The 18535-nt window shown below is 42.8% G+C and carries 21 protein-coding genes; all 21 read left to right on the top strand.

Annotated elements, in window-relative coordinates; translation table 11 throughout:
* The first annotated feature begins 136 nt into the window (after positions 1-136).
* Entirely contained in the window at positions 137-1009 is an 873-nt protein-coding gene (prtG, locus tag AC4CV5_RS20015; RefSeq protein WP_166854532.1) for a sporulation-specific protease PrtG, read from the top strand.
* 210 nt (positions 1010-1219) lie between these two features.
* A complete protein-coding gene (gene veg / locus AC4CV5_RS20010; protein WP_003218330.1) occupies positions 1220-1480 on the top strand; it encodes a biofilm formation stimulator Veg in 261 nt (86 codons plus the stop codon).
* Between the two features lie 162 nt (positions 1481-1642).
* Complete coding sequence (locus AC4CV5_RS20005; RefSeq protein ID WP_003218333.1) at positions 1643-1828, top strand: small, acid-soluble spore protein, alpha/beta type; 186 nt, start codon at positions 1643-1645, stop codon at positions 1826-1828.
* Between the two features lie 146 nt (positions 1829-1974).
* Complete coding sequence (gene ispE / locus AC4CV5_RS20000; RefSeq protein ID WP_166854750.1) at positions 1975-2844, top strand: 4-(cytidine 5'-diphospho)-2-C-methyl-D-erythritol kinase; 870 nt, start codon at positions 1975-1977, stop codon at positions 2842-2844.
* A gap of 55 nt (positions 2845-2899) precedes the next feature.
* A complete protein-coding gene (gene purR, locus AC4CV5_RS19995) occupies positions 2900-3757 on the top strand; it encodes a pur operon repressor (protein WP_003218342.1) in 858 nt (285 codons plus the stop codon).
* Positions 3754-4131, top strand: coding sequence for a 2-iminobutanoate/2-iminopropanoate deaminase (ridA, locus tag AC4CV5_RS19990; RefSeq protein WP_003218344.1), 378 nt, complete (start codon positions 3754-3756; stop codon positions 4129-4131). The genes purR and ridA overlap by 4 nt, the downstream gene beginning before the upstream one ends.
* 195 nt (positions 4132-4326) lie before the next feature.
* Positions 4327-4620 carry a septation regulator SpoVG gene (gene spoVG / locus AC4CV5_RS19985; RefSeq protein WP_003218346.1) on the top strand — a complete coding sequence of 98 codons (294 nt, stop codon included), beginning with the start codon at positions 4327-4329 and terminating at the stop codon, positions 4618-4620.
* Positions 4621-4812: 192 nt separating this feature from the next.
* On the top strand, positions 4813-6183 hold the full coding sequence (gene glmU / locus AC4CV5_RS19980; RefSeq protein WP_222143872.1) for a bifunctional UDP-N-acetylglucosamine diphosphorylase/glucosamine-1-phosphate N-acetyltransferase GlmU: 1371 nt from the start codon (positions 4813-4815) through the stop codon (positions 6181-6183).
* Positions 6184-6205: 22 nt separating this feature from the next.
* Positions 6206-7159, top strand: a complete 954-nt coding sequence (locus AC4CV5_RS19975) for a ribose-phosphate diphosphokinase (protein WP_003218353.1) — start codon at positions 6206-6208, stop codon at positions 7157-7159.
* Between the two features lie 84 nt (positions 7160-7243).
* Positions 7244-7861, top strand: coding sequence for a 50S ribosomal protein L25/general stress protein Ctc (locus tag AC4CV5_RS19970; RefSeq protein WP_014112303.1), 618 nt, complete (start codon positions 7244-7246; stop codon positions 7859-7861).
* A 107-nt stretch (positions 7862-7968) separates the two neighbouring features.
* Entirely contained in the window at positions 7969-8535 is a 567-nt protein-coding gene (gene pth / locus AC4CV5_RS19965) for an aminoacyl-tRNA hydrolase (RefSeq protein ID WP_490923704.1), read from the top strand.
* Between the two features lie 59 nt (positions 8536-8594).
* Positions 8595-8825, top strand: a complete 231-nt coding sequence (fin, locus tag AC4CV5_RS19960; protein WP_166854530.1) for an anti-sigma-F factor Fin — start codon at positions 8595-8597, stop codon at positions 8823-8825.
* Between the two features lie 69 nt (positions 8826-8894).
* Complete coding sequence (gene mfd / locus AC4CV5_RS19955; RefSeq protein WP_166854529.1) at positions 8895-12428, top strand: transcription-repair coupling factor; 3534 nt, start codon at positions 8895-8897, stop codon at positions 12426-12428.
* A 135-nt stretch (positions 12429-12563) separates the two neighbouring features.
* Entirely contained in the window at positions 12564-13100 is a 537-nt protein-coding gene (gene spoVT, locus AC4CV5_RS19950; protein ID WP_166854528.1) for a stage V sporulation protein T, read from the top strand.
* A gap of 181 nt (positions 13101-13281) precedes the next feature.
* On the top strand, positions 13282-14880 hold the full coding sequence (locus tag AC4CV5_RS19945) for a putative polysaccharide biosynthesis protein (protein ID WP_166854527.1): 1599 nt from the start codon (positions 13282-13284) through the stop codon (positions 14878-14880).
* Positions 14870-16339: a bifunctional methyltransferase/pyrophosphohydrolase YabN gene (gene yabN / locus AC4CV5_RS19940; protein WP_373924409.1), complete on the top strand. Its 1470-nt coding sequence runs from the start codon at positions 14870-14872 to the stop codon at positions 16337-16339. Before AC4CV5_RS19945 ends, yabN begins: the two co-directional genes overlap by 11 nt.
* 2 nt (positions 16340-16341) lie before the next feature.
* Positions 16342-16602, top strand: a complete 261-nt coding sequence (locus tag AC4CV5_RS19935) for an RNA-binding S4 domain-containing protein (protein WP_003218370.1) — start codon at positions 16342-16344, stop codon at positions 16600-16602.
* A gap of 78 nt (positions 16603-16680) precedes the next feature.
* Positions 16681-16983: a sporulation protein YabP gene (gene yabP / locus AC4CV5_RS19930; RefSeq protein WP_003226714.1), complete on the top strand. Its 303-nt coding sequence runs from the start codon at positions 16681-16683 to the stop codon at positions 16981-16983.
* Positions 16980-17615 (top strand): spore cortex biosynthesis protein YabQ, encoded by a 636-nt coding sequence (gene yabQ / locus AC4CV5_RS19925; protein ID WP_166854525.1) that lies wholly within the window; start codon positions 16980-16982, stop codon positions 17613-17615. The genes yabP and yabQ overlap by 4 nt, the downstream gene beginning before the upstream one ends.
* 17 nt (positions 17616-17632) lie before the next feature.
* On the top strand, positions 17633-18010 hold the full coding sequence (gene divIC, locus AC4CV5_RS19920; protein ID WP_166854524.1) for a cell division protein DivIC: 378 nt from the start codon (positions 17633-17635) through the stop codon (positions 18008-18010).
* 80 nt (positions 18011-18090) lie between these two features.
* Positions 18091-18477: a S1 domain-containing RNA-binding protein gene (locus tag AC4CV5_RS19915; protein ID WP_003218379.1), complete on the top strand. Its 387-nt coding sequence runs from the start codon at positions 18091-18093 to the stop codon at positions 18475-18477.
* The last annotated feature ends 58 nt before the right edge of the window (positions 18478-18535 follow it).

The following is an 18535-nucleotide window of genomic DNA, read 5'->3' as shown; positions in this document are numbered from 1 at the left end:
ATGGACTGCCGCTACATAGGCTAGAGAAGGACCTTTCATTCAATGATAAGAAAAAACTTGGACTCAGCGAAAAAAGGCGCTTTCTCAAGGCTCTTTCTTTCATGATGAGGCTTAGTCTATGTGTGGAGTGAGGAACTTGCAATTTCAAATAGGGGATATGGTAGCCAGAAAATCCTATCAAATGGATGTTTTGTTTCGCATTATAGGAATAGAGCAAACAAGCAAAGGAAATTCAATCGCTATTTTGCATGGTGATGAAGTCAGGCTGATTGCTGATTCGGATTTTTCTGATCTGGTAGCAGTGAAAAAAGATGAGCAGATGATGCGGAAAAAGAAAGATGAGAGCAGAATGAACGAATCGCTCGAATTGCTCCGCCAGGATTATAAGCTGCTCAGAGAAAAGCAGGAGTACTATGCGACAAGCCAATATCAGCATCAGGAGCATTATTTTCATATGCCGGGCAAGGTGCTACATCTGGACGGTGATGAAGCATATCTGAAAAAATGCCTGAATGTCTATAAAAAAATAGGAGTGCCGGTCTACGGCATCCATTGCCATGAAAAGAAAATGTCTGCTTCTATTGAAGAATTGCTCGACAAATATCGACCTGACATACTGGTGATAACAGGGCATGATGCGTATTCGAAGCAAAAGGGCAGCATTGATGATTTGAACGCATACAGACATTCAAAGCATTTTGTTGAAACAGTTCAAAACGCCCGAAAAAAAATCCCTCACTTAGATCAGCTTGTTATTTTTGCGGGGGCCTGCCAATCCCATTTTGAATCACTCATAAGAGCGGGGGCAAATTTCGCGAGTTCACCATCAAGAGTCAACATTCATGCGCTTGATCCGGTATATATCGTCGCGAAAATCAGCTTTACGCCGTTTATGGAACGAATCAATGTATGGGAAGTGCTCCGAAATACGCTGACAAGAGAGAAAGGGCTTGGAGGTATTGAAACAAGAGGAGTGCTGAGAATTGGAATGCCTTATAAGTCTAATTAACAGTTGAAAACCTGTATAGGAGATCTATGCGGGTTTTTTATTTTACATATTGATACATAATTTACCGAAACTTGCGGAAAATAATTGAGGAATCATAGAATTTTGTCAAAATAATTTTATTGACAACGTCTTATTAACGTTGATATAATTTAAATTTTATTTGACAAAAATGGGCTCGTGTTGTACAATAAATGTAGTGAGGTGGATGCAATGGCGAAGACGTTGTCCGATATTAAAAGGTCGCTTGATGGGAATTTAGGTAAACGGCTGACGTTAAAAGCAAACGGTGGCCGCCGAAAAACGATTGAGCGTTCGGGCATTTTAGCTGAGACGTACCCTTCTGTTTTTGTGATACAACTAGATCAAGACGAGAACTCGTTTGAAAGAGTTTCATACAGTTATGCTGATATTTTGACTGAGACTGTTGAGCTGACATTTAATGATGACGCCGCAAGCTCAGTGGCATTTTAACGGGCAGTGAACCTTTTGTTTACTGCTTTTTGTTTTGCCCTTTTTTGGTTTCCAGTAATTTTAACGAAAGTTCCATCTGATTTAGCAAAAGATATAACGGTCACACCATATTATCGTGACGTGCACGAATGGCTATCACTTCTAAAAAAGGGGTTGTTTCGTTTGGGCAGACGTCGTGGAGTTATGTCAGATGAGTTTAAATATGAGCTGGCTAAAGACCTTGGTTTTTATGACACAGTCAAAAATGGAGGCTGGGGCGAAATTCGGGCCCGCGATGCCGGTAACATGGTAAAGCGCGCCATCGAAATCGCCGAACAGCAAATGGCTCAGAACCAGAATAACCGATAAGGATGTGACCCGGGGAACATGGCGTTCCCCGGTTTTTGTGTTGGATATAAATACATAATTGGCTGCAATATGGATATGTTCATCCTGTACTTCAAATGTGATACAATGTTCATACTTATGTTTAGATGGAGAAGTAGGTGAAAGCTATGCGTATTTTAGAAAAAGCGCCAGCCAAGATCAATCTGTCACTTGACGTCACCCGAAAACGCCCGGATGGCTATCATGAAGTCGAAATGATCATGACGACGATTGATTTAGCAGATCGGATTGAATTGATGGAGCTGGCAGAGGATGAAGTGAGGGTTTCCTCCCACAACCGTTTTGTGCCCGATGACCAAAGAAACTTAGCTTATCAGGCTGCCAAGCTGATCAAGGACAGATACAATGTGAAAAAGGGAGTTTCCATCATGATTACGAAGGTGATTCCGGTGGCTGCCGGTCTTGCCGGCGGAAGCAGTGATGCGGCGGCGACCCTTAGAGGGCTGAACAGACTGTGGAATTTAAATCTTTCAGCAGAAACGCTTGCTGAGCTGGGAGCAGAAATTGGCTCCGACGTTTCATTTTGTGTCTATGGCGGAACTGCACTAGCAACAGGACGCGGCGAGAAAATTAAACACATCAGCACGCCTCCGCACTGCTGGGTCATTTTAGCGAAGCCGACAATCGGTGTTTCAACTGCTGAAGTGTACAGACAGCTGAAGCTGGATGATGTAGAGCATCCCGATGTACATGGCATGATTGAGGCTATAGAGGAAAAGAGTTTTCAAAAGATGTGCAGCCGTTTAGGCAATGTCCTTGAATCTGTAACGCTAGATATGCATCCTGAAGTTGCGATGATCAAAAACCAGATGAAACGCTTTGGTGCAGATGCCGTGTTAATGAGCGGGAGCGGCCCGACAGTGTTTGGACTGGTTCAGTATGAGTCGAAGGTACAGAGAATTTATAACGGGTTAAGAGGCTTCTGCGATCAGGTTTATGCGGTGAGAATGATCGGCGAACAGAACGCTCTTGATTAAATCCGTATGTTAAGTTATATTGATCTTAAAATATTCGGATTTTGGGGGTAAGTTCATGAAGTTTCGTCGCAGCGGCAGATTGGTGGACTTAACAAATTACTTGTTAACCCATCCGCACGAATTAATACCGCTAACCTTTTTTTCTGAGCGGTATGAATCTGCAAAATCATCGATCAGTGAAGATTTAACAATTATTAAGCAAACCTTTGAGCAGCAGGGGATCGGTACTTTGCTTACTGTTCCCGGAGCTGCCGGAGGCGTCAAATATATTCCGAAAATGAAGCAGGCTGAGGCTGAAGAGTTTGTGCAGACACTTGGACAGTCGCTGGCAAATCCTGAGCGTATCCTTCCGGGCGGTTATGTATATTTAACGGATATCTTAGGAAAGCCATCTGTACTCTCCAAGGTAGGGAAGCTGTTTGCTTCTGTGTTTGCAGAGCGCGAAATTGATGTTGTCATGACCGTTGCCACGAAAGGCATCCCTCTGGCGTACGCAGCTGCGAGCTATCTGAATGTGCCTGTCGTTATCGTTCGCAAAGACAACAAGGTAACAGAAGGCTCCACAGTCAGCATTAATTACGTCTCAGGCTCATCAAACCGCATTCAAACGATGTCACTTGCGAAAAGAAGCATGAAAACGGGTTCAAACGTACTCATTATCGATGACTTTATGAAAGCAGGCGGCACAATTAATGGTATGATTAACCTGTTGGATGAGTTTAACGCAAATGTGGCGGGGATCGGCGTTTTGGTTGAAGCCGAAGGAGTAGATGAACGTCTTGTTGATGAATATATGTCACTGCTTACTCTTTCAACCATCAACATGAAAGAGAAGTCCATTGAAATTCAGAATGGCAATTTTCTGCGTTTTTTTAAAGACAATCTTTTAAAGAATGGAGAGACGGAATCATGACAAAAGCAGTTCACACAAAACATGCCCCAGCGGCAATCGGACCTTACTCACAAGGGATTATCGTAAACAATATGTTTTACAGCTCAGGCCAAATTCCTTTGACTCCTTCAGGCGAAATGGTGAACGGTGATATTAAGGAGCAGACCCATCAAGTATTCAGCAACTTAAAAGCGGTGCTGGAAGAAGCAGGTGCTTCTTTAGAAACAGTTGTAAAAGCAACTGTATTTATCGCGGATATGGAACAGTTTGCGGAAGTAAACGAAGTGTACGGACAATATTTTGACACTCACAAACCGGCGAGATCTTGTGTTGAAGTCGCGAGACTCCCGAAGGACGCACTGGTTGAGATTGAAGTAATTGCATTGGTAAAATAATAAGAAAAAGTGATTCTGGGTGAGCTCGGAATCACTTTTTTATTTACCTTATGCCCGAAATGAAAGCTTTATGACCTAATTGTGTAACTATATCCTATTTTTTCAAAAAATATTTTAAAAACGAGCAGGATTTCAGAAAAAATCGTGGAATTGATACACTAATGCTTTTATATAGGGAAAAGGTGGTGAACTACTGTGGAAGTTACTGACGTAAGATTACGCCGCGTGAATACCGATGGTCGCATGAGAGCGATTGCATCCATCACGCTGGATCACGAATTTGTTGTTCATGATATTCGTGTGATTGATGGAAACAATGGTCTTTTCGTTGCGATGCCGAGTAAACGCACCCCTGATGGAGAGTTCCGCGATATCGCTCATCCTATTAATTCAAGCACGCGAGGTAAGATTCAAGATGCCGTGTTAAATGAGTATCATCGTCTGGGTGACACTGAAGCATTAGAATTCGAAGAAGCTGGAGCTTCTTAAAAAATAACCAAAAAGCAAGGACTGCTGAAAGGGCTGACAAAAGCCTTTTTCCGGCGGTCCTTTTTTAATTCTGATTTTTCAAACTTAATTGTACTCAATAGAAAATTCTTGCACTTCATCAAGTCTCCTTGAAATCATAAGATATTTAGGATATATTTTTCTATGGATAAAAGGGATATTGGAGGCCAATAAATGGATAAGCGGTTTGCAGTTGTTTTAGCGGCTGGACAAGGAACGAGAATGAAATCAAAGCTTTATAAAGTCCTTCATCCAGTTTGCGGTAAGCCTATGGTAGAGCACGTCGTAGACGAAGCCTTAAAGTTATCTTTATCGAAGCTTGTCACGATTGTCGGACATGGTGCGGAAGAAGTGAAAAAGCAGCTTGGTGATAAAAGCGAGTACGCGCTTCAAGCAGAACAGCTTGGCACTGCTCATGCTGTAAAACAGGCACAGCCATTTCTTGCTGACGAAAAAGGCGTTACAATTGTCATTTGCGGAGATACGCCGCTTTTAACAGCAGAGACAATGGAACAGATGCTGAAAGAACATACACAAAGAGAAGCGAAAGCTACGATTTTAACTGCGGTTGCAGAAGATCCAACCGGATACGGCCGCATTATCCGCGGTGAAAACGGAGCGGTTCAAAAAATCGTTGAGCACAAGGACGCCTCTGAAGAAGAACGTCTTGTGACTGAGATCAATACCGGTACGTATTGTTTTGATAATGAAGCGCTGTTCCGGGCCATTGATCTGGTGTCTAATGATAATGCTCAAGGCGAGTACTATTTGCCGGATGTCATAGAGATTCTTAAAAACGAAGGCGAAACTGTTGCCGCTTACCAGACTGGTAATTTCCAAGAAACGCTCGGAGTTAATGATAGAGTTGCTCTTTCTCAGGCAGAACAATTTATGAGAGAGCGTATTAATAAACGGCATATGCAAAATGGCGTAACGCTGATTGACCCGATGAACACGTATATTTCTCCTGACGCTGTCATCGGAAGCGATACTGTAATTTATCCTGGAACCGTGATTAAAGGTGAGGTGCAAATCGGAGAAGATACGATTATCGGCCCTCATACGGAGATTATGAATAGTTCCATTGGCAGCCGTACGGTTATTAAACAATCGGTAGTCAATCACAGTAAAGTGGGGAATGATGTAAACATAGGACCTTTTGCTCACATCAGACCTGATTCTGTCATCGGGAATGAAGTGAAGATCGGGAATTTTGTTGAAATCAAAAAGACTCAATTCGGAGACCGAAGCAAGGCTTCTCATTTAAGCTATGTCGGTGATGCTGAGGTAGGCACAGATGTAAACTTGGGCTGCGGTTCAATAACTGTCAATTATGATGGAAAGAATAAATATTTGACGAAAATTGAAGACGGCGCGTTTATCGGCTGCAACTCCAACTTGGTTGCCCCTGTCACAGTCGGAGAAGGCGCTTATGTTGCTGCAGGTTCAACTGTTACGGAAGATGTACCTGGAAAAGCACTTGCTATTGCCAGAGCGAGACAAGTAAATAAAGACGATTATGTGAAAAATATTCATAAAAATTAATCCTAAATTCGGAGGTTTATCCATGTCTAATCAATACGGAGATAAGAATTTAAAGATTTTTTCTTTAAATTCGAATCCAGAGCTTGCAAAAGAAATCGCAGATATAGTTGGAGTTCAATTAGGGAAATGTTCTGTCACAAGATTTAGTGATGGGGAAGTCCAAATTAATATCGAAGAAAGTATTCGCGGATGTGACTGTTATATCATCCAGTCTACAAGTGACCCCGTTAACGAGCATATTATGGAACTGTTGATTATGGTAGATGCATTAAAACGCGCTTCTGCAAAAACGATTAACATTGTGATTCCTTATTACGGTTATGCACGTCAAGACAGAAAAGCAAGATCCCGTGAGCCAATTACAGCAAAACTTTTTGCTAACCTGCTTGAAACAGCCGGTGCGACTCGTGTGATTGCACTTGACCTGCATGCGCCGCAAATTCAAGGATTCTTTGATATACCGATTGACCACTTAATGGGTGTTCCGATTTTAGGAGAATATTTTGAAGGTAAAAACCTTGAAGATATCGTCATTGTTTCACCAGACCACGGCGGTGTGACACGCGCCCGCAAACTGGCTGACCGATTAAAAGCGCCGATTGCAATTATCGATAAGCGCCGTCCGCGTCCAAACGTGGCGGAAGTCATGAATATTGTAGGTAATATCGAAGGGAAGACCGCTATCCTTATCGATGACATTATCGATACTGCAGGTACCATTACACTTGCTGCTAATGCGCTCGTAGAAAACGGAGCGAAAGAAGTATATGCATGCTGTACGCACCCTGTATTGTCAGGCCCTGCTGTTGAACGGATTAATAATTCAACAATTAAAGAGCTTGTTGTGACGAACAGCATCAAGCTTCCTGAAGAAAAGAAAATTGAACGGTTTAAGCAGCTTTCAGTCGGACCGCTTCTGGCTGAGGCAATTATTCGCGTTCATGAGCAGCAATCAGTCAGCTATCTATTCAGCTAAACCGTTACTTTGAGGTTTAAATCCTTATCGTTATGGGTATTGTTTGTAATAGGACAATAAAACGATAATAGGATGGTGCTGAATATGGCAACTTTAACGGCAAAAGAAAGAACGGACTTTACTCGTTCGTCTCTTCGGAATATCCGTACTTCAGGACATGTTCCAGGTATCATATATGGGAAAGACACGGGAAACAAACCTGTATCATTAGACAGTGTGGAGCTGATCAAAACGCTGAGGGATGAAGGAAAAAATACAGTCATCACGCTTGACGTCAGCGGAGAAAAACATTCTGTCATGGTAACAGACCTGCAAACGGACCCGCTGAAAAATGAAATTACTCATGCTGACTTTCAAGTGGTCAATATGAGTGAAGACATTGAGGTGGAAGTTCCGATTCACCTGACTGGAGAAGCCATTGGAGTGAAAAACGGAGGCGTGTTGCAGCAGCCGCTATATGCACTTACTGTAAAGGCTAAGCCAAAAGCCATTCCGCAAACGATTGAGGCTGATATTTCAAACCTCGATGTAAATGAAGTACTGACTATAGCGGATTTGCCTGCTGGCGGTGACTACTCCTTTAATCATGAATCAGATGAGGTCGTGGCGTCTATTCTTCCTCCGCAGCAGCAGGAAGCAGCTGAGATAGATGAAGAGGAATCCGCTGATGCTCAGCCTGAAGGTGAAAACAAAGAACAATAATAGCTTAAGGCGTAACCCTCCCGCGGTTACGTCTTTTGTGCTAGAATGAGAAGAATTATAGCCCGCTTATGCAGACGGGAGTTTATGTGACTAAGGGAGGATTCGCCATGCTTGTGATAGCCGGTCTCGGAAACCCGGGGAAGAACTATGAAAATACTCGGCATAATGTCGGATTTATGGTGATAGATCAGCTTGCAAAGGAATGGAATATTGAGCTGAATCAAAATAAATTTAACGGATTATACGGAACCGGATTTGTTTCCGGCAAAAAGGTTCTACTTGTTAAACCGCTTACATATATGAATTTATCAGGAGAATGTTTGCGGCCTTTAATGGACTACTATGATGTCGATAACGAAGATTTGACTGTCATTTACGACGATCTTGATCTTCCGACTGGCAAGATCCGTTTAAGAACGAAAGGAAGCGCCGGAGGACACAATGGCATCAAATCACTGATCCATCATCTTGGAACATCCGAGTTTGACCGGATCCGCATCGGAATCGGCCGGCCTGTAAACGGCATGAAGGTCGTTGATTATGTGTTAGGCTCTTTCACCAAGGAGGAGGCACCCGACATTGATGGAGCGATCGATAAGTCTGTGAAGGCTTGTGAAGCTTCTCTGAGCAAACCGTTTTTAGAAGTCATGAACGAATTTAACGCGAAGGTATAAAATGAATCAACAAAGTCCATACTACACCAAAATGACTTTTTCATCAGGAGGTCCCTTGTATGGCTTTGCATTATTATTGTCGTCATTGCGGAGTGAAAGTAGGCAGTCTCGAATCTTCTATGGTATCGACTGACTCACTTGGATTTCAGCACTTAACAAACGAGGAAAGAAACGATATGATTTCTTATAAAGAAAATGGAGATGTCCATGTTTCGACGATATGTGAAGATTGCCAAGAGGCGCTTGACCGAAATCCGCATTACCACGAACATCACACATTTATTCAATAAAAAGCTTTGGTGTAGATACTAGACCAAAGCGTTTTTCTGTTCTCACAGGAAACAGAGAGGAGGGGCCATATGGACAACATTCAAACCTTTATAAAAGAAAGCGATGACTTTAAATCCATCATCAACGGTTTACACGAGGGGCTGAAGGAACAGCTGCTCGCGGGTCTGTCGGGTTCCGCGCGTTCTGTTTTTACTTCTGCCCTGGCTAATGAAACGAATAAGCCTATCTTTCTAATCACCCATAATTTATATCAAGCCCAAAAAGTAACGGATGATCTGACTTCACTTCTAGAGGATCGGTCTGTCCTTTTGTACCCTGTCAATGAACTCATTTCATCAGAAATCGCAGTCGCAAGCCCTGAATTGCGGGCGCAGCGATTAGATGTCATTAATAGATTAACGAGTGGAGAAGCGCCAATTGTCGTTGCTCCTGTAGCTGCACTCAGAAGAATGCTGCCGCCTGTAGAGGTCTGGAAAAACAGCCAAATGCTCATTCAAGTGGGCCATGACATCGAACCTGACCAGCTTGCATCACGTCTGGTAGAGGTAGGATATGAGCGTTCTGATATGGTTTCTGCACCTGGGGAATTCAGTATTCGCGGAGGAATCATTGATATTTACCCGCTGACGTCAGAGCACCCAGTTAGAGTTGAACTTTTTGACACTGAAGTGGATTCAATCCGCAGCTTTAACTCAGATGATCAGCGGTCAATTGAGACTCTTACCTCGATCAATATCGGTCCTGCAAAGGAATTGATTATCAGACCTGAAGAAAAAGCGCGGGCGATGGAGAAAATCGATAAAGGCCTTGCCGCAAGCCTGAAAAAATTAAAGGTCGACAAGCAAAAAGAAATTCTTCATGCGAATATTTCTCACGATAAAGAACGCTTGTCAGAAGGCCAGACAGATCAGGAGCTGGTGAAGTATCTCTCATATTTCTATGAAAAGCCTGCTAGTTTACTAGATTATACTCCTGAGAATACACTTCTGATTTTGGATGAAGTCAGCCGGATCCATGAGATGGAAGAGCAGCTTCAAAAAGAAGAAGCGGAGTTCATAACAAACCTTCTTGAGGAAGGGAAGATTTTGCATGACATCAGTTTGTCATTCAGCTTCCAAAAAATAGTGGCTGAGCAAAAACGGCCTCTGCTGTACTATTCTTTATTTTTACGGCATGTACACCATACGAGTCCGCAAAATATCGTCAATGTATCAAGCAGACAAATGCAGAGTTTCCATGGCCAAATGAACGTGCTTGCTGGTGAAATGGAACGTTTTAAAAAATCCAACTTCACCGTTGTGTTCTTAGGAGCAAACAAGGAACGTACACAGAGATTATCTTCAGTTCTGGCTGATTATGAAATCGAAGCGGCCATGACAGATAGCAAAAAGGCGCTTGTTCAGGGACAGGTCTATATTATGGAAGGCGAGCTCCAATCGGGATTTGAGCTGCCGTTAATGAAGCTTGCGGTTATTACGGAAGAAGAACTGTTTAAAAACCGTGTGAAAAAGAAGCCTCGAAAACAGAAGCTTACTAATGCAGAGCGCATCAAAAGCTATTCCGAGCTTCAAATCGGTGATTATGTCGTTCATATTAATCACGGGATCGGAAAGTACTTAGGGATTGAAACCCTTGAAATTAATGGTATCCATAAAGACTATTTAAATATTCATTACCAGGGAAGCGACAAGCTTTACGTCCCTGTAGAACAAATTGATCAGGTTCAAAAATATGTCGGCTCCGAAGGAAAAGAGCCGAAGCTGTATAAATTAGGCGGAAGCGAATGGAAGCGGGTCAAGAAAAAAGTAGAAACATCCGTTCAGGATATTGCTGATGACTTAATTAAGCTGTATGCCGAAAGGGAAGCAAGCAAGGGCTATGCGTTTTCTCCTGACCATGAGATGCAGCGTGAATTCGAATCAGCGTTCCCTTATCAAGAGACTGAGGATCAGCTTCGTTCCATTCACGAAATCAAAAAGGACATGGAAAGAGAACGTCCGATGGACCGCTTGCTATGCGGAGATGTCGGCTACGGTAAAACAGAGGTTGCCATACGTGCCGCGTTTAAGGCGATAGGTGATGGAAAGCAGGTAGCCCTGCTCGTTCCGACAACTATTTTGGCACAGCAGCACTATGAAACCATTACCGAGCGCTTCCAAGACTATCCGATTAATATCGGCCTTCTCAGCAGATTCAGAACGAGAAAAGAAGCGAACGAAACGATCAAAGGATTGAAAAATGGCACTGTTGATATCGTTATCGGGACGCACCGGCTGTTATCAAAAGATGTCGTTTATAAAGACTTAGGGCTCCTCATTATTGATGAAGAGCAGCGCTTCGGTGTAACCCATAAAGAAAAGATCAAGCAAATTAAAGCCAATGTTGATGTATTAACATTAACAGCGACACCGATTCCGCGTACGCTGCATATGTCTATGCTTGGCGTAAGGGATCTTTCAGTCATCGAGACTCCGCCGGAAAACCGCTTTCCCGTACAGACGTATGTTGTGGAATACAACGGCGCCCTTGTCAGAGAGGCGATTGAACGCGAGCTTGCACGCGGAGGACAGGTCTATTTCTTGTACAACCGGGTAGAGGATATCGAGCGGAAAGCGGATGAGATCTCAATGCTTGTCCCTGACGCTAAGGTAGCGTATGCACATGGGAAAATGACAGAAAATGAATTAGAAACCGTTATGCTGAATTTCCTTGAAGGAGAATCAGACGTTCTCGTCAGCACAACCATTATTGAAACAGGCGTAGACATCCCGAACGTCAATACGCTGATTGTATTTGACGCCGACAAGATGGGTCTTTCTCAGCTTTATCAGCTGCGGGGGCGTGTCGGCCGTTCTAATCGGGTGGCGTATGCGTACTTCACGTACCGCCGGGATAAAGTGCTGACAGAAGTGGCTGAAAAAAGGCTGCAGGCTATTAAAGAGTTCACAGAGCTCGGTTCCGGTTTTAAAATCGCAATGCGTGACTTAACGATTCGCGGAGCCGGGAATCTTCTTGGCGCCCAGCAGCACGGCTTCATCGATTCGGTCGGATTTGACCTCTATTCACAAATGCTGAAGGAGGCCATTGAAGAGCGTAAAGGAGATACAGCGAAGACAGTGCAGTTTGAAACAGAAATTGATGTCGAGCTTGACGCGTATATTCCTGAAACCTATATTCAAGACGGCAAACAGAAAATTGATATGTATAAACGCTTCAGGTCTGTGGCTACAATCGAAGAGAAGAATGAACTTCAAGACGAAATGATCGACCGGTTTGGAAACTATCCAAAAGAAGTCGAATACTTGTTTACTGTTGCAGAAATGAAGGTTTATGCGAAACATGAACGTGTTGAACTGATTAAGCAGGATAAAGATGCGGTCAGATTGACGATTTCTGAAGAAGCAAGTGCAGAAATTGACGGCCAGAAGCTGTTTGAGCTTGGCAATAAATATGGCAGACAAATCGGGCTGGGAATGGAAGGAAAAAAACTCAAAATCTCCGTACAGACAAAAGGCCGCAGTGCCGATGAATGGCTCGAAACGGTGCTGGGCATGCTGAAGGGTTTAAAAAATGTGAAAAAGCAAACCATTTCATCAACGTAAATTTTGTTACTCTCTGGTGTATATTACATTTGATGTGACGGATACTAATTTCAAGCGAGGCGGAAGGTACATAAAGTAACTGCTTTAGGTCTTTCCCACATGTATATACCATCAAATGAAAGAGAGGCACCAGAGATGAAAGCAACCGGTATCGTACGTCGTATTGATGACTTAGGTCGGGTCGTAATTCCTAAAGAAATTCGCAGAACTCTTAGAATCAGGGAAGGCGATCCGCTTGAGATTTTTGTAGATCGTGACGGAGAAGTGATTTTGAAAAAGTACTCTCCGATCAGTGAGCTTGGAGACTTTGCAAAGGAGTATGCAGACGCGCTTTACGACAGTCTCGGCCATTCAGTGCTGATTTGTGACCGTGATGTATATATTGCCGTGTCAGGCAGCTCGAAAAAAGACTACTTAAATAAGTCAATCAGCGAAATGCTGGAAAAAACAATGGATCAGCGCAGTTCCGTCCTTGAGAGTGATGCAAAATCAGTACAGCTTGTTAATGGCATAGATGAGGACATGAATTCTTATACTGTCGGCCCGATTGTGGCGAATGGCGATCCGATAGGCGCTGTGGTGATTTTTTCAAAGGATCAGACAATGGGCGAAGTAGAGCATAAAGCCGTTGAGACAGCAGCTGGATTTTTGGCTCGTCAAATGGAACAGTAGGTCTTATTCCTTTTATCGAAAATAGGTATGAAAAGAACAGCTCTCCTTGGGACGCTGTTCTTTTTTATGCATGCCCAAAAAGGATTCCAAGGGTTGGGATGTGGTATAATAACCTCGTTTTTATTTGTGCCGCGGTAATATGTAAACCGTATTGCCCCTGACGTTGGGAAGGAGCTTTTGGATGGACGATTCAATAGGCGTTAAACGGCATTGGATTTGGCAGGGGGCTTTTGTTTTAATCCTGGCAGGAGTCATCTCAAAAATATTAAGTGCCGTTTACAGAGTCCCGTTTCAAAACATTGTCGGAGATGTTGGATTTTATATATATCAGCAGGTGTATCCCTTTCTTGGTATTGCAGTCATGCTGTCCACATCAGGATTTCCGGTCATTATTTCGAAACTGATGAATGATTATAGTGAAAAAAGTCATCACACCATATTAAAAATATCAGCGTTATTTTTGTCTTTAATCGGTGTTTTATTATTTCTTTGCTTATATATGGGTGCTGTTCCAATCGCACTTTTTATGGGAGATTCACATCTCGCCATGTTAATTCAAGTGACTGCATATGCATTTCTGCTGTTCCCGTTTGTCGCGTTGCTTAGAGGAGGTTTTCAAGGGCGGCACGATATGCTCCCGTCAGCCTTATCGCAAATGACAGAGCAGTTTCTGCGGGTTGCGGTGCTCTTGGGCTTATCTTTTTGGCTCGTCAAAAAGGGAGCCTCGCTCTATATTGCGGGAGCGGCAGCTGCTTCTGGATCTCTTGCCGGAAGTTTTGTTGCGTTGATCATACTCGGATTTTTTTGGTTTAAAGCGAAAAGTGACAATCAAACGGACAGGCAAAATGAAAATGTCATAACAATAAAAGAATTGACGAAAAAACTGTTTTTATATTCGGTTACAATTTGTGTAAGCAGTTTGCTGCTTTTGTTTATCCAGCTTGTGGATGCTTTGAATTTATATGCTTTGCTTTCGGGCGGTGAAGCAAGCGAAGAAGCGAAACGCCTAAAGGGGATTTATGATCGGGGGCAGCCCTTGCTGCAGCTCGGTTCGGTTTTCGCGGTGAGCATTGCGACGTCACTCGTTCCGTATATTTCTAAGGCTGTAAAGAACAAAGAGCTGAAGATTATGAAAGAAAAAGTTGCGTCCTCTTTAAAACTATGTCTTGTGCTGGGTACAGGGGCGTCAGCTGGACTAATTTGCATTCTTGAGCCGGTCAATATCATGCTATTTCAAAATGGTGAAGGGACAGCTGCGTTACAAGTTTTCAGCTGCTCTATTTTGTTTGCATCCTTGGCAGTTACGGCAGCCGCAGTTTTACAGGGCGCGGGATACACAGTTTTTCCTGCGATAGCGGTAGGTGCAGGTGTTGCAGTGAAATGGGTGTTAAATACTCTTTTGGTTCCGCACTATGGGATTGAAGGTGCATCACTTGCAACAGCGGCTTCCTTTGCGGCTGTCGCCGGACTTAACTTGTATCGGCTTCGGCAAAAGGAATGGCTTGGTAAGCTCAAAGGCATTATGATTCCGGTCATTGGATCTGCCCTTTTGATGTCGGCTGTCTTGCTTGCATATATGCGTCTCTGGACTTTTTTGATTCCTGCAGCAGGAAGAGGAGCGGCAGTTATTGAAAGTCTTTCTGCTGTTGCCATTGGTGGCGCGGTGTTTATTTATTGTATGATGAAATTGGGAATATTTACGGATGAAGAGCTGAACAGTGTGCCTTTTGGCAGCAAGTTAAGCAAAATCGTGAGAAGGAGAGAACAAAATGGCAGGTAATATTACAGTCGTCGGACTTGGTGCCGGAGACATGGACCAATTGACAATTGGTATACATAGGCTGCTGACGAAAGCAGATACGCTGTATGTCAGAACCAAGGATCACCCTTTAATTCAAGAGCTTGAAAAAGAAACGAAGAACATCCGTTTTTTTGACGATATATATGAAAAACATGACCAATTCGATGCGGTTTATGAAGAAATTGCAGATATCCTCTTTGAGGAGGCGCAGCGTGAGGACGTGGTTTATGCTGTGCCGGGACATCCTTTTGTCGCAGAAAAAACAGTACAACTGCTGACGGAGCGGCAGGAAGAGGAAAATGTTCAAGTAAAAGTCGCGGGAGGACAAAGTTTTCTTGATGCCACATTCAATGCCTTGCAAATCGACCCGATTGAAGGTTTTCAATTTGTGGATGCCGGCACGTTGTCCGCGGATGAGCTTGAGCTCAGACATCACCTGATCATTTGTCAGGTTTATGACCAAATGACCGCTTCTGAAGTCAAGCTGACATTAATGGAGAAGCTGCCTGATGATTATGAGGTTGTGATCGTGACTGCGGCTGGAAGCCGTGACGAGGAGATCCAGACAGTGCCTTTATTTGAGCTGGACCGCAATGTCGCATTGAATAACTTAACAAGTGTGTATATTCCGCCGATTAAAGAAGAGAAGCTGCTTTATCACGAATTCTCCGCGTTCCGAAGCATTATCAGAGAGCTTCGCGGGCCAAATGGATGTCCGTGGGATAAAAAGCAGACGCATCAATCATTAAAACAGTACATGATTGAAGAATGTTATGAACTTCTCGAAGCAATTGACGAAGAAGACACAGACCATATGATCGAAGAGCTTGGCGACGTTTTGCTTCAAGTCTTACTTCACGCGCAAATTGGTGAAGATGAAGGTTATTTCACAATTGATGATGTCATAAAAGGAATCAGTGAAAAAATGGTCCGAAGACATCCCCATGTGTTTAAAGATGTTAAGGTTCAGGATGAAAACGATGTTTTGGCAAATTGGGAAGACATAAAAAAGGCCGAAAAAAACACATATGAAGCATCGTTATTAGACAGCGTGCCGAAAACCCTTCCAGCCCTTTCGAAAGCCGCTAAACTTCAGAAAAAAGCAGCAAAGGTAGGTTTTGATTGGGAAGACGTCAGCGATATTTGGGAAAAAGTAAGCGAGGAAATGAAGGAGTTTTCTTCTGAGGTTTCTGAAGATCCTCATGAACACAATCTCAAGGCTGAGTTTGGCGACATTTTGTTTGCACTGGTGAATGTAGCCCGCTTTTACAAAATAGAACCGGAGGAAGCATTGGCCATGACCAATGACAAATTCCGAAGACGGTTCTCGTATATTGAGGAAACAGCGAAAGAAAAGGGAATCGAGCTGGCTGACATGTCTCTTGAGGACATGGACAAACTGTGGAATGAAGCAAAAGAAACTGAGAGGAGATCGTAAATATGAGATTAGATAAATTTTTAAAAGTATCACGGCTGATTAAACGACGTACACTAGCAAAGGAAGTAGCTGACCAGGGGCGCATCGCTATTAACGGTAACCAGGCCAAAGCAAGCTCTGACGTAAAACCGGGAGATGAACTAACGGTCCGCTTCGGCCAAAAGCTTGTAACGGTTCAAGTAAATGAGTTGAAAGACACGACGAAAAAAGAAGAAGCTGCAAACATGTATACCATCCTAAAGGAAGAAAAACTCGGCGAATAGGCTTGTTCTAAAAAAATCCCCTGCCTCATACAATGCAGTAATAATGCTAAAAGTATCGAGGATATGGGGGCTGAATAGATGAATTCATATTATGATCAAAAAGGTTCTTCGTCTGTTCCGGAACAGCATGATGTGACAATGAAAGGCCGGAAGCATTTAGATATTTCTGGAGTGAAGCATGTAGAGAGCTTTGATAACGAAGAATTCCTGCTGGAAACGGTGATGGGAATGCTCTCAGTCAGAGGCCAAAACCTCCAGATGAAAAATCTAGATGTAGAAAAAGGGATTGTTTCTATTAAAGGCAGGGTATTTGATTTAGTGTACTTAGACGAACAACAAGGGGATAAAGCTAAAGGGTTTTTTAGCAAGTTGTTTAAATGACGCTAACGACACAATTCTATACAATGCTGGCGATGTCCGGTATGGGCCTCTGGCTTGGGGCGTCGCTTGATACATACCGGCTCTTTGTCATTCGTGCCAAAACAGCCAGATGGCTATTATTTATTCATGATATTCTTTTCTGGATTGTGCAAGGGCTGCTTTTCTTTTATGTCTTGCTACATGTAAATGAGGGAGAATTCAGGCTTTACATCTTTTTAGCGGTTCTGCTGGGTGTTGCGACGTATCAGAGCCTTTGCAAACGAATCTATATAAAAATACTGAAATTCATCATTTACCTTGTTGTTTCTGTTTATCAATTCTTCAAAAAACTCATTCAGCACGTGTTATTTCGTCCTATTGTATGGACATTCGGAGCGATCATCTGGTTGGGTGCGTTTCTATTAAAGAAAACATACCGCCTAATCATTTTTCTCTTGTTGTGTCTATATAAAATAGTCATGGTTCTGTGTTTTCCGATCCGTTTTATCGCAAAACAATGTTTGAAACTTCTTCCTGTAAGAATGCGTCTAACTTTTAGACGTTATTTTGAAAAAGGTGCAGGATTTCTCAAAAAGAAGAAGAAACTATTGGTAACCATAAGAACGACCATTACACGTTTTTTGAAGAGATGAAAGGAGGACCGTCTGGTTTGAATTTTTCCAGAGAACGAACGATATCTGAAATACAAAATGACTATAAAGAACAAGTAGAGCGGCAGAATCAGCTGAAGAAAAGAAGACGCAAAGGGCTATACAGACGGTTGACTGTATTCGGCGCCCTAGTATTCCTGACGGCAATTGTGCTGGCAAGCTCTGTATGGTCCCAAACATCTTCCCTTAGCGCAAAAGAAGAAAAGAAAGAACAACTTGAAAAAGAACTGAAAAGTTTAAAGGCAAAACAAACGGATTTAAAAGAAGAAATATCCAAATTGAAGGATGAGGATTACGTCACAGAGCTTGCCAGAAGAGACTTATTCATGTCTGGAGACGGAGAAATTATCTTCAATGTGGAGAAGAAGAGCAAGTAGCCTTGTTGACACTTAAATTTTTATTTAGGTATAATTAAGCAAACGATCTTTTTATAAGCCTAAGGAGGAGCACTTTTTTTATGTCGATTGAAGTTGGCAGCAAGTTGCAAGGGAAAATTACAGGTATTACAAATTTTGGAGCATTTGTTGAATTGCCTGGAGGCTCAACCGGTCTCGTTCACATCAGTGAGGTAGCTGATAACTATGTCAAAGACATTAATGATCACTTAAAAGTCGGCGACCAAGTTGAAGTGAAAGTCATCAACGTTGAAAAAGACGGGAAAATTGGTTTATCTATTAAAAAAGCTAAAGACCGTCCGCAAGCCAGACCTAGAAATGATTTCCGTCCGAAAGAATCTTTTGAACAGAAAATGAATAAGTTTTTAAAAGACAGCGAAGATCGCTTGTCATCTTTAAAACGCAACACGGAATCAAAACGTGGAGGGCGCGGAGCAAGAAGAGGATAACTTGCTGCTTTCTATAAATAAACGAAGCATCCGTTCATCCCGCGGATGCTTTTTTTAT

This window comes from Bacillus sp. NS1, from assembly GCF_058248265.1.
This window is presented reverse-complemented; position numbering and strand designations above follow the sequence as displayed.

Coding starts and splice junctions, on each gene's coding strand:
- veg (WP_003218330.1), top strand. CDS start 1,220: ATGGCGAAGACGTTGTCCGATATTAAAAGGTCGCTTGATGGGAATTTA.
- ispE (WP_166854750.1), top strand. CDS start 1,975: ATGCGTATTTTAGAAAAAGCGCCAGCCAAGATCAATCTGTCACTTGAC.
- purR (WP_003218342.1), top strand. CDS start 2,900: ATGAAGTTTCGTCGCAGCGGCAGATTGGTGGACTTAACAAATTACTTG.
- ridA (WP_003218344.1), top strand. CDS start 3,754: ATGACAAAAGCAGTTCACACAAAACATGCCCCAGCGGCAATCGGACCT.
- glmU (WP_222143872.1), top strand. CDS start 4,813: ATGGATAAGCGGTTTGCAGTTGTTTTAGCGGCTGGACAAGGAACGAGA.
- AC4CV5_RS19975 (WP_003218353.1), top strand. CDS start 6,206: ATGTCTAATCAATACGGAGATAAGAATTTAAAGATTTTTTCTTTAAAT.
- AC4CV5_RS19970 (WP_014112303.1), top strand. CDS start 7,244: ATGGCAACTTTAACGGCAAAAGAAAGAACGGACTTTACTCGTTCGTCT.
- pth (WP_490923704.1), top strand. CDS start 7,969: ATGCTTGTGATAGCCGGTCTCGGAAACCCGGGGAAGAACTATGAAAAT.
- fin (WP_166854530.1), top strand. CDS start 8,595: ATGGCTTTGCATTATTATTGTCGTCATTGCGGAGTGAAAGTAGGCAGT.
- mfd (WP_166854529.1), top strand. CDS start 8,895: ATGGACAACATTCAAACCTTTATAAAAGAAAGCGATGACTTTAAATCC.
- spoVT (WP_166854528.1), top strand. CDS start 12,564: ATGAAAGCAACCGGTATCGTACGTCGTATTGATGACTTAGGTCGGGTC.
- AC4CV5_RS19945 (WP_166854527.1), top strand. CDS start 13,282: ATGGACGATTCAATAGGCGTTAAACGGCATTGGATTTGGCAGGGGGCT.
- yabN (WP_373924409.1), top strand. CDS start 14,870: ATGGCAGGTAATATTACAGTCGTCGGACTTGGTGCCGGAGACATGGAC.
- AC4CV5_RS19935 (WP_003218370.1), top strand. CDS start 16,342: ATGAGATTAGATAAATTTTTAAAAGTATCACGGCTGATTAAACGACGT.
- yabP (WP_003226714.1), top strand. CDS start 16,681: ATGAATTCATATTATGATCAAAAAGGTTCTTCGTCTGTTCCGGAACAG.
- yabQ (WP_166854525.1), top strand. CDS start 16,980: ATGACGCTAACGACACAATTCTATACAATGCTGGCGATGTCCGGTATG.
- AC4CV5_RS19915 (WP_003218379.1), top strand. CDS start 18,091: ATGTCGATTGAAGTTGGCAGCAAGTTGCAAGGGAAAATTACAGGTATT.